Raw genomic sequence first — 12,380 nt, forward strand, 5'->3', positions numbered from 1 at the left:
GGAAAACGCCCCGCGCACTCGGCGTGTCGGGGCGTTTTTCCTGTGCTCGGCGGCTGGTGGCCGGGCAGCGGCGGGGTCAGTCGTTCTGGAGGAGGATGCCGTCCTGGATGGCGCGCTTGCGCAGCGCCACCTTCGTGCCGACGTCGTAGCCGGCCACGCGGTACTTCTCGCGGATGCGCTTCAGGTAGCTCTTGGCGGTCTCGTCCGAGATGCCGAGCTGGAAGGCGACGGCCTTGACCGGCTCGCCCGCGCCGTACAGCGCCATCACGCGGCGCTCCTGCGCGCTGAGCTTCGGCGCCGCACCGGCCTCGCCCGCGTTCAGCGCGAGGTCGAGCTCGGCCGAGATGAACGACTCGCCCTTGCTGGCGGCGCGGATGGCCTCCACGATCATCTCGGCGTCCTCGCTCTTGACGAGGTAGCCGAGGGCGCCGGCGGCCAGCGCCTCGCGCACCACCGCGGGCTCGGAGTACGTGCTCATGAGCACGGTCCGCACGCCGGTGGTCTTCAGCGTCGACAGCTTCAGCGAGACCGGGATGTTGTCCTTGAGGTCGAGGTCGAGCAGCACGACGTCGACGGGGAACTCCGGGTGCGTCAGCAGCTCGGGCCAGCTGGCGACGGCGGCGACCATCCGGATGTCGTCCGCAGCACTGCGGATCCATTCGGTGAGGGCGCCGAGCAGCATCTTGTGGTCGTCGACGATCGCGATTCGGATGGGGGGTGCCTCGCTCACGGCTGCCTCTCTTCAGGTTCCAGCGGCCGGCTGGGTCAGCCCAGCGCGGCCGCGACATCGCTCACGGTGGTGATCTCGATCCGGAGCGTCGAGCGCGAGAACGACTCGACGTAGCGGCCCACCTTACGGATAGCTTGCCACGCCGCAGGGTCTACCCCGTTTCGCGGCACACCGGTCGTTCTGATCACGATGGACATTGTCGCACCGGTGCCGGGGCTGGCGGGCTGCTGCTCCGGCCGGGTGATGTCGAGCGACAGCGACCGCGGCTGGCCGGTGCCCGCGCGCACCGGGTCGCTGATGAGCAGCCACACCGCCGTGAGGAGGCCGTCGCGCTGATCCCGCGCGAGCCCGGCGGCGAGACCGTCGGCGTCGGTGAGTGTCACGGCCGGGCCGAGCAGTGCCGACTCGGTCACCGCGTGGTACAGCCAGGTCTCCTTGCGGCCCTGGATGAGGTGGAGGCGCAGGTCCGTCGCGATCGTCGCCGCCGTCTCGGCCGTGGTCTCGTCGAGGGGCAGCGGGGTGCGGCCGGTCGCGACGCCGTCGAGCAGGCGCTCGGCGGCGAGGTCAAGCCGGGCGAGCTCCTCCGACGCCATCATCCCCACCGCGTAGCCGGGAGAGGAGACCGTGCTCTGCACCTGCACGAGGTCGAGCTCCAGCTGGACCAGCCGCCGCAGGGCGCGCACGATCTGCACGCCGATCAGGGGTGGGGCGACCGCGATCGCGATGGTGGCGAACGACGGCCCGAGCAGCTGCGGGTCGATGCCCGCCCGCAGGCCGAACACCGCGGCGAGGACGACGCCGAGCACGCCGGAGGCGGCGACGATCTCGCGCGCCGGGCGGACGGGCGCGCAGAGCAGCAGCGCCGGACCGACGGCCGCTGCGGCGGTGAGCGGATACCAGTCGGTGCTGCTCGCGGTGCCCGCGACATCCAGCACCACGGCGGCGCCCCACGCCACGAGGGCGACAACGAACAGCCAGAGCGGCAGCTCGTCGGGCAGCCGGAAGCGCAGCACCAGCGCGGCGACGAGCGTCCCGGCGACGAGCGCCCATGCGCCGATGCTCAGCGGCGGCGCGGGCAGCGCCGCAGCGGTGAGCAGGAACATCAAGAACAGGAACAGGATGAGCGTCAGCGCGGCCACGTTGAAGCCCAGGTCGAGCCGGGCGCGGCCGAGCGCGTCGCGCTCGTCGCCCTCCGCGGGGTGCCCGAGCGGCCCGCGCGGGATGGTGCGCTCGTCAGCGCGGGTCACTTCGGCACCTCCAGCACCACGGTCGTCCCGCTGCCGGGGGACGAGAACAGGCGGGCGTTGCCGCCGACGTCGCGCAGCCGGGCGACGATCGACTCCGTGTAGCCGAGCCGGCCCTCCCCGATGGTGGCGACGTCGAAGCCCTTGCCCGCGTCGGTCACCATCGCGCGGACCGTGGTCTCGTCGTCGGTGATCGTCACGTGCGCCTCGTTGACGCCCGAGTGCCTGCGCACGTTCTCCAGGCATTCGCCGAGCGCCAGCAGGAAGGAGTCGAGCACGTCGCTCGGCAGGAACACCTGCCCGGCACCATGCCAGTTGACCTCCAGGCCCATGCGCCGGAAGCGCTGCTTGACCGACTCGAGCGTGTTGCCGAGGGTCGACTCCTCGACCGGCTTCAGCCGGTAGTCGCCTGAGCGGGAGGGGTCCGGCGTGAAGCCGAGGCGCAGCTGCCGCAGCAGGGCCGCGTCCTCGGCGGCCTGCTCCCGCAGCGCGCCGACGCCGACGCCGACGCCGGAGTGTGCGAGCAGGGTCAGCGTCGCCAGCACCGTGTCGTGGAGGAGGCGCGCGCCCTGCCGGCGCCGCGCCTCCGTCTCGCTGGCCTGCCGCTCGACGCGGTAGGCGCGGCTCATGGTCGAGATGCGCTTGAGCGTGCGCGGGACCGTGCGGGCGAGCCAGATGCCCGTCGCGGTGAGCGTCACCCAGCCGGCGACGATCAGCAGCAGCGGCTCGATCATCCGCGAGCCGGTAGCCAGGAGGGTCGCGGTGGAGGCGGCGAGCGTCGCGAGGCCGGCGCCGCCGAGCAGCAGGATGCGGGCGCGGGAGGTCACGGCCGGGATGGCGAGGCACGCGACGCCCGCCGCGGCGATCACCGCGACCGCGCTCACCGCCGACGCGCCCAGGGGAGCGGCGGGGAGCAGGTGGATGAGGACGAGCGAGATCCCGGCGACGGCGATCACCGTCATCCACACCACCGGGCGCTGCAGGCCGGCCAGCTCGTACTGCGCCACGCCCATGCAGGCGAGCAGCACCAGAGAGGCCAGATACAGCGGCAGCGGAAGCGTGTCAGGGATGCTCAGGCAGAGGAAGGCGGTGGCGGTCGCCGTCAGGCCGACCGTCCGTGCCGTGGAGGCGAGGAGTCGATCACGCTCCTTCTGGATGCGCGACATGCCCCTCCGTTCCCCTCACGCTGCGAGCAGCCTCCGCAGGTGCTCGCCGACGGCGTCGTCTTCGATCAGGAACGCGTCGTGACCGAAGTCGGACCTGATCACCACTGGAACTCTACCGTCGATCGTGTCGGGCAGGTGCGCCGCGATCAGCTCCTGGCCCTCGACGGGGAACAGCCGGTCGGAGTCGATGCCGAGCACCAGGGTGCGCGCCGTGACGCGCGACAGCGCCGCTGCCAGCCCGCCGCGACCGCGGCCGACGTCGTGCGAGTTCATCGCCTGCACGAGCGTGATGTAGCTGTTGGCGTCGAAGCGCCGGGTGAATTTGTTGCCGTGGAAGTCGAGGTACGACTCGACCGCGAACCGGCCGCCGCCGCCGAGCGGGCTGATGCCGCTCTGCCAGGTCCGCTCGAAGCGCTCGTTGAGCTCGTCCGGGCTGCGGTAATTGAGCAGCGCCATCCGCCGGGCGAGCGCCAGCCCGCGGTGCGGGCCGTCGCCGTCGCCCGCGTCGTAGTAGAGCCCGCCGCGGAACAGCGGGTCGGTGCGGACGGCCTCGATCTGCACCGAGTTGAGCGCGACCTGGTCGGCGGTCGAGAACGGGGGAGCGGCGAGGATCGCGAGCCGCTCGACCCGCTCCGGGAACATGACCGCCCACTCCAGGGCCTGCATGCCGCCCATCGAGCCGCCGACCACCGCGGCCCAGCGGTCGATGCCGAGCGCGTCGGCCAGCGCCGCCTGGGCGTTCACCTGGTCGCGGATGGTCGTGAACGGGAACCGCGGCCCCCACTCCGCGCCATCCGGGGCGATGGAGGCGGGACCGGTCGTCCCCTGGCACCCGCCGAGCATGTTCGGCACGACCACGAACCAGCGGTCGGTGTCGATCGCCTTGCCGGGGCCGATGACGCCCTGCCACCAGCCGGCCGTCGGGTGGCCGGGGCCGGAGGCGCCGACCGCGTGGCTGTCGCCGGTGAGCGCGTGGGCCACCAGCACGGCGTTGTCCCGCTCGGGGCTCAGCTCGCCCCAGGTCTCGTACGCGACGCGCACGAAGGGGAGGCTCTCCCCGCTCTCGAACGAGAAGGCACCGATCCCCGCGAACCGGCGGGAGCCGGCAGGGTCGGACTCCTTCCAGGCGCCGCTCGCCGGCGGCTTCCCGAGCAGCGAGCGCGCCTGCGCCTCCGTGATGAAACTCGACGGGGCCGTGTCGGCGGAAGTCTGCCACTCCATGACACCCATTGTCCTGGAGCCGGGAGCGGCCGCGGTCCGTGTTACGGCGCCTCGCCCTCCCGCTCCTCTGCGGCCTCCTCCTGACCGCGGAGCTCGGGATGGCTCGCCTCCTTCGCGCGCAGGTGCCCTGTCCGCTCGTTGAGGTACGACACGATCGTCGCGCTCGCGGTGCCGACGATCGCGACGCCGCCCATCATCAGCACGACCGCGAGCACGCGGCCGGGGATCGTGACCGGGTAGTAGTCGCCGTAGCCGACGGTCGCCATCGTGACGCACGCCCACCACACCGCGTCGCCGAAGCTGCGGATGTTCGAGCCCTGCGCGTACCGCTCGACCTGGAACTCCGCGAGCGAGATGACGTAGATGAACATGACGACGAAGCTCGCCGCGATGATGATCACGCGCCGCCGCAGGTGCGAGGCGGTGTTGCCGCGCAGGCCGGGGAGGCGGAACAGGCCGGTCAGCAGCCGGAACGGCCGTGCGGCCGGCAGGAACACCGACAGCAGGTCGATCGGGTTGTGCTGGACGAACCGCAGCTTGTGCTCCGCGAGGCTCAGCCGCACGACGTAGTCGAGCACGAAGAAGGCCCACACCGCGATCAGGACCGCGATCAGCACGACCGAGTGGCCGGGCGGCTTGTGCTCCTCCAGGATGTTCCAGGAGTAGGCGATGAGGAAGAGCGCGCTCGCCGCGACGCCCGGCCACGCGGTGGCGCGCTCCCAGCGCTGCCGTTTCGCGTCGTCCGCCATCCCCGCCCCCTTCCGCGCCTGCGCTCCGTCCGCCTGCCTCAGTCTGCGACCTGCAGCGGCCCCTTGTGCAGACGGTACGGCGCGGCCTGCGCCACCGGCTTCACCACGATCAGGTCGAGGTCGACGTGTCCGGGCAGCCCGAGCGCGTGCACGATGGCCTCGGCGACGTCCTCCGCCGAGAGCGGCTCCGGCACGTCCTCGTACACGGCGTCGCGCCTGGCCTTGTCGCCGCCGAACCGCACGAGCGAGAACTCCTCGGTCGCCACCATCCCCGGCGCCACCTCCACGACGCGGATCGGCTCGCCGTTCAGCTCCAGCCGCAGCACCTCGGTGAGCGCGTGCTGCGCGAACTTCGCCGCGTTGTAGCCGCCCCCGCCGACGTAGGCGGTGTGCCCGGCGATGGAGGTGAGGTTCAGGATGTCCGCGTGCCCCGACTCCGCCGCCGCCGACCGCAGCAGCGGCAGCAGGGCGGTGATCATGCGCTTGGTGCCGAGGACGTTGACCTCGTACATCCAGGTCCAGTCGTCGATCGCGGACTTCTCGACCGAGTCGAGGCCCTTCGCGCCGCCGGCGTTGTTGATCAGCGCGTGCACCGGGCCGGTCGCGGCGAGGTGGTCGCGGAGGGCGTCGACGTCCTCCTGGCGGGTCACGTCGGCCACGAAGACCTCGGCGCCGGTCTCCTGCGCCAGCTCGCGGAGGCGGTCGTCGCGGCGGGCGACGCCGACGACCTCCCACCCCCGCTCGCGGAACAGGCGCACCGTCGCCGCACCGATACCCGAACTCGCTCCCGTCACGACCACACGTCTGCTCATGGCCCCCATTCTTCCGGGTTACGGCGTGTTGCGGGTGCGTTGCCGGCCGAAGCGTGCAGCCCTAGCCTCGATCTGGAGGCGGTGGCACTGCCGCCACGACAGCCCTCACCCAACGCTTCACCCGAAGGAGAGACGCCATGACCGACGCCGCCCAGTGGCAGTTCGAGACCAAGCAGATCCACAGCGGCGCCGCGCCGGACCCGGTGACCAAGGCCCGCGCCACGCCGATCTACCAGACGACCTCCTACGTCTTCGACAACGCCGAGCACGCCAAGAACCTGTTCGCGCTCGCCGAGTTCGGCAACATCTACACCCGCATCCAGAACCCGACCCAGGCGGTCGTGGAGGAGCGGCTCGCGGCCCTCGAGGGCGGCTCTGGCGCGCTGCTGGTCGCCTCCGGCCAGGCCGCGGAGACCTTCGCCGTGCTCAACATCGCGCAGGCCGGCGACCACATCGTCTCGTCGAGCTCGATCTACGGCGGCACCTACAACCTGTTCAAGTACACGCTGGCCAAGCTCGGCATCGAGACCACCTTCGTCGAGAACCAGGACGACGTGGAGGAGTGGCGCCGCGCCGTCCGCCCGAACACCAAGCTGTTCTTCGCCGAGACCATCGGGAACCCGAAGATCAACATCCTCGACATCCGCTCCGTCGCCGACGTGGCGCACGAGGCCGGCGTGCCGCTGATCGTCGACAACACGATCGCGACCCCCTACCTCATCCGCCCGTTCGAGCACGGCGCCGACATCGTCGTCCACTCGGCCACCAAGTTCCTCGGCGGCCACGGCACGGTCATCGGCGGCATCATCGTCGACGGCGGCACCTTCGAGTGGTCGAAGAACGTCGAGAAGTTCCCCGGCCTCACCGAGCCCGACCCGTCGTACCACGGCGCGAGCTACACGGCCGCGGTCGGCGACTCCCTCGCCTACATCATCAAGGCGCGCGTGCAGCTGCTGCGCGACCTCGGTGCGGCCATCGCGCCGGCGAGCGCCTGGCAGCTGATCCAGGGCATCGAGACCCTCTCCCTCCGCGTCGAGCGTCACACCCAGAACGCGCAGGAGATCGCGGAGTTCCTGGAGGCGCACCCCGACGTCGCGTCGGTGAACTACTCCGGCCTCCCGACCAGCCCCTGGTACGCCGCGGCCAACAGGTACGCGCCCAAGGGCGTCGGCGCCGTGCTCTCCTTCGAGCTCAAGGGCGGCGTGGACGCGGGCCGCGCGCTGGTGGACAACCTCGCGCTGTTCAGCCACCTCGCCAACATCGGCGACGTGCGCAGCCTGGTCATCCACCCGGCGTCGACCACGCACTCGCAGCTGACCCCGGAGCAGCAGCTCACCGCGGGCGTCACGCCGGGCCTGGTGCGCCTGTCGGTCGGCCTCGAGAACATCGACGACCTCAAGACCGATCTCGCCACCGGCCTCGCCGCGGCCCGCGCGGTGGCCGAGGCGGCGCGCGCCTAGTCTCCGCACCGGACGCGAAGGGTCCCGACCCGCCGCCCGGCTCCGGCCGGTGCGGTGAGCCGGGACCCTTTCGCGTGCGCCGCGGTCAGGACTCCTCCGCGAGTGCCACGCACCGGCGCAGCAGGCGGATGGCGCGGCGCGCATCCCCCGTGGTGAACGTCTGGCGGTCGCCTGCGCGGTCGCGCACGGCGCGGTCGAGCAGTTCGGCGTACTCCGGCCAGCGGGCCGCGGCGACCGCGGCAGCCTCGCTCTTGGAGACGACCTCCCCGGTCTCCATCGACGCCACCAGGCGGATGGGGCCGAGCGCGATCCAGCGCACCGTCTCGTTGCGCACGGGGTCGTCGTCGGAGCGGCTCGCGAGCTCGGCCTCCGCGCCGTCGCCCACCTGGCGCCAGTAGTCCAGGAGGTTGCTGCGCGAGTACTGCCGCACCCCGCTCTCCGAGTCGGGATGCCGGTCGGAGGTCGGCGACCAGATGACGTCCCCGCCGTCGACGATGCCCTGCACCCCGCTCTCGAGCTCCCGCCAGGTCGCCCAGCTCAGCTGGCCGCCCGGCATGGCCGAGACGAGCACGCCGTCCACCACCTGCGGCGCGGTGAGCACGGCCTCTGGCCCGCGGGCGAGCTCCGACTCGGTGAGGTAGACGCCGTCGATGTGGGGCTGGGAGTCGGCGTGCAGCCGGGCCAGCGCCTCCAGATCGGGGGCGGGGTCGCGGTTCACGACGAACACGACGTCGATGTCGCTCGCGCCGTCGTGCCAGTCGCCCGCCGGGGCGGAGCCGGTGACGATCGCGCGGCTGACGAGTCCGGGCGCGATGCGGCGCTGTTCGAGGAGGAAGCGGGTGAGCGCCTGCGCGACGGCGGGCGGGAGCTCGGGCATGGGCGGTTCGCGATCCATGGTCGTCGTCCTCTCTGGCTGCGGATCAGGCGGTGGGGACCTCCGCGTCCCCGAAGGCGAGCTTGGGCACGAAGAACAGCAGCACGGCCGCGGTCAGCGCGCCGAGTCCGCAGATGGTCCACACGACCATGTAGCCGAGGAGGCTGGCCGCCGTCGCCGTGACGGCCGCGGCCCCGCTGAGCAGCACCACCCCGAAGACCGCGGAGGCGAACGAGCCGCCGATCGTCTTCGTCGTGTTCGTCATGGCGGTCGCGACGCCCGTCTGCCCGCGGGGCGCAGCAGCGGCGGCCGCGGCGGGCAGCGCCCCGACAAGGGCGCCGGAGCCGACGCCGGCGATCGCCATGTTGACGAAGACCTCCCACGTCTGCAGATGGAAGGGCAGGAAGAGGAGGTACCCCGCGGCGACGAGGAACGACGCGCCGATCAGCGTGACCCGCGGCGTCAGCCGCGACGAGACGACCGGGAACAGCAGCGCGCCGACGATCATCGAGATGAGGTACGCCCCGATGAGGATGCTGCGCTGACCGGCCGAGAGTCCCAGCCCGTAGCCGTTGACCGGATCCGTCCCCGCGTAGGTGCTGAGCGGCGCCTGCGCCCCGAGCAGGCTGATGCCGATGAGGCCGGCCGTGAGCTGCACCGGCCACATCGCCGGCCGCCGCAGCACGCGGAGGTCGATGGCGGGGTCGTCCTGGCGCAGCTCCCAGCGGGCGAACGGCACGAAGGCCAGCACCCCGAGCAGGATGAGCGCCCACACCCACCAGGTGCCGACGCCGTTGAGGCGCAGGAAGGTCAGCCCGGAGGTGATGAGCAGCAGCGCGAGGGCCAGCAGGCTGAAACCGACGCCGTCGAGCCTCCGGCCCGCCACCGGCTCCGACTCGGGAACGCCGAACAGGATGGCGAAGAACACGAGCGTCACCGCCACCGCCGGCACGACGAGCGTCAGCGTCACGTTCTGCCCGAGGGCCTCGAACAGGAGCCCGGCGCCGACCGCGCCGAGGATCGCCCCCGCCTCCAGCGCCACCACCAGCAGGCCCGCCGCGCGGCGGGTCTGCGACGCCGCCGTGCCGGTGCGGCGGCCGCGGTCGAAGATCAGCGCCACCTCCAGCGGCAGCCAGACCACGTAGAAGCCCTGCAGAGCGAAGGCGATCAGGTACGTCGTGAAGTCGCCGGAGAACGCCACCGCCCAGGTGGCGAGCGCCGTCAGCAGCGTCGCGGCCAGCAGGATGCGCTTGTGGCCGAACATGTCGCCGAGCTTCGCGAGCACCGGGACGACGAGGGCCGAGAGCAGCAGCTGCGCCGCCTCGAACCAGTTGTAGTCCGCGTCGTGGATGCCCAGATGACGCACGATGTCGGAGATCAGCGGCACGTAGTAGCCCTGGAGGACGCCGCTGGTCAGCTCGACGAGCGCGAGCCAGCCGATGAGACCGGCGGTGACGCCGATCGCGGCGGACGCCCTGCTCTGGACGCCCGTCTTCTGCGTGGTCATGCTGGATGCTAACACCGGCCGCGCCCCGCTACGGTAGAGGGATGGCCGGCCCTCTCGACGACTCAGGAACAGACGTGCTCGCGACATCGGAGCGGGAGGTCCTGGGCTGGTTGGAGTTCGGCGAGGCCTCGCGCCACCTGGCCGGCGAGGTCATGGAGAGCGGCTTCGAGCCCGACCTCGTCGTCGCGATCGCGCGCGGCGGCCTGCTGCTGGCCGGCGCGATCTCGTACGCGCTCGGCATCAAGGCGTGCGGCGCGCTGAACGTGGAGTTCTACACCGGCGTCGACTCGCGCCTCCCGGAGCCGGTCGTGCTGCCGCCGATGCTCGACGCCGCCGCCCTCGACGCGAAGCGCGTGCTGCTGGTCGACGACGTGTCCGACTCGGGGCGCACGCTCGCGATGGTCGTCGACCTGATCGCCGCGTCCGGCGCCGACGTGCGCACGGTGTGCCTGTACTCGAAGCCGCGGACCGTGCTCGAGCCGGACTTCGTCTGGCGCCGCACCGACCGCTGGATCACCTTCCCGTGGTCGGCGCTTCCGCCGGTCACCGCGGCCACCCATTGAGCCTGCGGTGACGGGCGCCGTGCCGAAGACGCTGGACGAGCTCGCCGCCGACGGGTCGATGGACCCCGGCTGGGCCGAGGCCCTGCAACCGGTCGCCGACCGCATCCGCGACCTGGGCGACTTCCTCCGGGCCGAGGTCGCCGCGGGCCGGCACTACCTGCCGGCGGGCGAGAACGTGCTGCGCGCCTTTCGCACGCCGCTCGCCGACGTGCGCGTGCTCATCGTCGGGCAGGACCCGTACCCGACGCCCGGACATCCGATCGGGCTGTCGTTCGCGGTGGAGCGGCACGTGCGGCCGCTGCCGCGCAGCCTCCAGAACATCTACCGCGAGCTGCGCGACGACCTCGGCATCGTGCCTCCGCCGCACGGCGACCTCAGCGCATGGTCGGCGAACGGCGTCATGCTGCTGAACCGCGTGCTGACGGTGCGACCCGGCGAGCCCGCCTCGCACCGCGGCAAGGGCTGGGAGGCGGTGACCGAGCACGCGATCCGGTCGCTGGTGGCGCGGCGGCGGCCCTTCGTCTCCATCCTGTGGGGGCGCGACGCCGCCACGCTGAAGCCGCTGCTCGACGGCAACCCCGTCATCGAGTCGGCGCACCCGAGCCCGCTGTCGGCGTCGCGCGGCTTCTTCGGCTCGCGCCCGTTCTCACGGGCCAACGCGCTGCTCGAGAAGGCGGGGGAGCGCCCGGTGGACTGGTCGCTGGAGCCCTGACGCGGCGGGCGGACCGGCCGCGCTTTCGCAGCCTCCCGTAACGCGCCCGCAACGGCGGCGACGTACGCTGGTGCCGTGCTGGAAGAGGAGTACCAGGAGCGCCGCGTGCTGCCGCGCCATCTGCGCAAGTCCGCGCCGCAGGAGGCGCCGTTCGAGTACTCCATCCGGGAGGCGCGGCCGGAGGATCTCCCCGACGTGCGCGAGATCTACAACCACTACGTCGCCAACAGCACCGTGACCTTCGACGAGGACGCGATGACCCTGCGCGAGTGGCGCAGCAAGTACGCGTACCTGAAGAAGCTCGGGATGCCGTTCATCGTCGCCGAGTCGCCGAGCGGCCAGATCCTGGGCTACGCGCTCGTCACGCCGTGGAAGCAGAAGCGCGCCTACCGGTTCACCGTCGAGAACTCGATCTACCTGCGCGCCGCCTCCACCGGCAAGGGCCTCGGCCGGGTGCTGCTGCAGGAGCTCATCGACCGCTCGAAGGCGGCGGGGCTCAAGGAGATGATCGCCGTCATCGCCGACAAGGGCGCGGAGGCGTCGATCCGGCTGCACGAGAACTTCGGCTTCACCGAGATCGGTCGCATGGGCCGCGTCGGCTACAAGTTCGACCGCTGGCTCGGCACGGTGCTGCTGCAGAAGTCCCTGAAGTAACGGCGGCGCCCGCTACAGTCGAGCCGTGGACGAGTCGCTCACCGCACGCACCCGGTCGTTCTACCAGGAGGTCGCCGGCAGCTACGCCGAGCTGCTGCCCGATGTGCGGTTCGAGTCGGCGATCGAGCTCGCGCTGATCGCGGACTTCGTGGAGCAGGTGAGCGGCGGGGGCAGCGGCGACGGTTCCGAGCTGCTGGACGCCGGCTGCGGCACCGGTCGACTCGTCGCGCATCTCCGCGGCCTCAACGGCGGCCTGCGCATCACGGGCGCCGACCTGTCGCCGGCCATGCTCGAGCACGCGAGGGCCGCGCACCCCGACGTCGAGTTCGTGGAGGCGCCGCTCGCCGCGCTGCCCTTCGCGGACGAGCGGTTCGACGGCGTGCTGGCGTGGTACTCCATCATCCACACCGCTCCGGGCGCGCTGCCGGAGGTCTTCGCCGAGCTGCGGCGGGTGCTGCGGCCGGGCGGCGCGCTGCTGCTGGGATTCCAGGAGGGGACCGGCGAGCGCACTGCGACCGGCGCGTACGGGCACGACGTCGAGCTGCACGCGTTCCTGCACACCACCGCGTCCGTGGGAGCAGCGCTGGAGGCGGCCGGCCTGACCGTCGACACGACCATCGACCGGGCGCCGCGCGGGCCCTTCGAGCGCCGGCCGCAGGGGTTCGTGCTCGCGAGGAGAGGGCGCTAG

The 12,380-nt window shown here is 72.1% G+C and carries 13 protein-coding genes; 5 read left to right on the forward strand and 8 right to left on the reverse strand.

What is annotated here, in order from left to right:
- Window positions 1-76: 76 nt before the first annotated feature.
- The 6 genes from ACR9ZG_RS01600 to ACR9ZG_RS01625 are packed head-to-tail and all read right to left on the reverse strand — an operon-like array spanning window position 77 to window position 5,922.
- Window positions 77-730: a response regulator gene (locus ACR9ZG_RS01600; RefSeq protein ID WP_481283071.1), complete on the reverse strand. Its 654-nt coding sequence runs from the start codon at window positions 728-730 to the stop codon at window positions 77-79.
- A gap of 35 nt (window positions 731-765) precedes the next feature.
- Window positions 766-1,977 carry a hypothetical protein gene (locus ACR9ZG_RS01605; protein WP_481283072.1) on the reverse strand — a complete coding sequence of 404 codons (1,212 nt, stop codon included), beginning with the start codon at window positions 1,975-1,977 and terminating at the stop codon, window positions 766-768.
- The gene (locus tag ACR9ZG_RS01610; protein ID WP_481283073.1) at window positions 1,974-3,140 is read right to left on the reverse strand and encodes a sensor histidine kinase; all 1,167 of its coding nucleotides are present in this window, start codon (window positions 3,138-3,140) and stop codon (window positions 1,974-1,976) included. Before ACR9ZG_RS01610 ends, ACR9ZG_RS01605 begins: the two co-directional genes overlap by 4 nt.
- A gap of 15 nt (window positions 3,141-3,155) precedes the next feature.
- Window positions 3,156-4,361, reverse strand: a complete 1,206-nt coding sequence (gene metX / locus ACR9ZG_RS01615) for a homoserine O-acetyltransferase MetX (RefSeq protein WP_481283074.1) — start codon at window positions 4,359-4,361, stop codon at window positions 3,156-3,158.
- 41 nt (window positions 4,362-4,402) lie between these two features.
- Entirely contained in the window at window positions 4,403-5,110 is a 708-nt protein-coding gene (locus ACR9ZG_RS01620) for a potassium channel family protein (RefSeq protein WP_481283075.1), read from the reverse strand.
- 38 nt (window positions 5,111-5,148) lie between these two features.
- Window positions 5,149-5,922, reverse strand: a complete 774-nt coding sequence (locus tag ACR9ZG_RS01625; RefSeq protein WP_481283076.1) for an SDR family oxidoreductase — start codon at window positions 5,920-5,922, stop codon at window positions 5,149-5,151.
- 137 nt (window positions 5,923-6,059) lie between these two features.
- Between ACR9ZG_RS01625 and ACR9ZG_RS01630 the strand changes: the two genes are divergently transcribed.
- Window positions 6,060-7,382: a bifunctional o-acetylhomoserine/o-acetylserine sulfhydrylase gene (locus ACR9ZG_RS01630; RefSeq protein WP_481283077.1), complete on the forward strand. Its 1,323-nt coding sequence runs from the start codon at window positions 6,060-6,062 to the stop codon at window positions 7,380-7,382.
- 85 nt (window positions 7,383-7,467) lie between these two features.
- On the opposite strand, the gene ACR9ZG_RS01635 is transcribed toward ACR9ZG_RS01630, so the two are convergent.
- Both ACR9ZG_RS01635 and ACR9ZG_RS01640 read right to left on the reverse strand, forming a co-directional pair.
- Window positions 7,468-8,277 carry an aminoglycoside adenylyltransferase domain-containing protein gene (locus ACR9ZG_RS01635; RefSeq protein ID WP_481283078.1) on the reverse strand — a complete coding sequence of 270 codons (810 nt, stop codon included), beginning with the start codon at window positions 8,275-8,277 and terminating at the stop codon, window positions 7,468-7,470.
- Between the two features lie 25 nt (window positions 8,278-8,302).
- Window positions 8,303-9,763: an MFS transporter gene (locus tag ACR9ZG_RS01640; protein ID WP_481283079.1), complete on the reverse strand. Its 1,461-nt coding sequence runs from the start codon at window positions 9,761-9,763 to the stop codon at window positions 8,303-8,305.
- Window positions 9,764-9,804: 41 nt separating this feature from the next.
- Between ACR9ZG_RS01640 and ACR9ZG_RS01645 the strand changes: the two genes are divergently transcribed.
- The 4 genes from ACR9ZG_RS01645 (at window position 9,805) to ACR9ZG_RS01660 (ending at window position 12,380) form a co-directional block, all read left to right on the forward strand.
- A complete protein-coding gene (locus tag ACR9ZG_RS01645) occupies window positions 9,805-10,326 on the forward strand; it encodes a phosphoribosyltransferase (RefSeq protein ID WP_481283080.1) in 522 nt (173 codons plus the stop codon).
- A gap of 19 nt (window positions 10,327-10,345) precedes the next feature.
- Window positions 10,346-11,038, forward strand: a complete 693-nt coding sequence (locus tag ACR9ZG_RS01650) for a uracil-DNA glycosylase (protein WP_481283128.1) — start codon at window positions 10,346-10,348, stop codon at window positions 11,036-11,038.
- A 75-nt stretch (window positions 11,039-11,113) separates the two neighbouring features.
- Entirely contained in the window at window positions 11,114-11,692 is a 579-nt protein-coding gene (locus ACR9ZG_RS01655) for an N-acetyltransferase family protein (RefSeq protein WP_481283081.1), read from the forward strand.
- Window positions 11,693-11,717: 25 nt separating this feature from the next.
- Entirely contained in the window at window positions 11,718-12,380 is a 663-nt protein-coding gene (locus ACR9ZG_RS01660; protein WP_481283082.1) for a class I SAM-dependent methyltransferase, read from the forward strand.

It is taken from the genome of Leifsonia sp. KNZ12-8B, assembly GCF_056755495.1.

Coding starts and splice junctions, on each gene's coding strand:
- ACR9ZG_RS01610 (WP_481283073.1), bottom strand. CDS start 3,140: ATGTCGCGCATCCAGAAGGAGCGTGATCGACTCCTCGCCTCCACGGCA.
- metX (WP_481283074.1), bottom strand. CDS start 4,361: ATGGAGTGGCAGACTTCCGCCGACACGGCCCCGTCGAGTTTCATCACG.
- ACR9ZG_RS01620 (WP_481283075.1), bottom strand. CDS start 5,110: ATGGCGGACGACGCGAAACGGCAGCGCTGGGAGCGCGCCACCGCGTGG.
- ACR9ZG_RS01625 (WP_481283076.1), bottom strand. CDS start 5,922: ATGAGCAGACGTGTGGTCGTGACGGGAGCGAGTTCGGGTATCGGTGCG.
- ACR9ZG_RS01630 (WP_481283077.1), top strand. CDS start 6,060: ATGACCGACGCCGCCCAGTGGCAGTTCGAGACCAAGCAGATCCACAGC.
- ACR9ZG_RS01635 (WP_481283078.1), bottom strand. CDS start 8,277: ATGGATCGCGAACCGCCCATGCCCGAGCTCCCGCCCGCCGTCGCGCAG.
- ACR9ZG_RS01640 (WP_481283079.1), bottom strand. CDS start 9,763: ATGACCACGCAGAAGACGGGCGTCCAGAGCAGGGCGTCCGCCGCGATC.
- ACR9ZG_RS01645 (WP_481283080.1), top strand. CDS start 9,805: ATGGCCGGCCCTCTCGACGACTCAGGAACAGACGTGCTCGCGACATCG.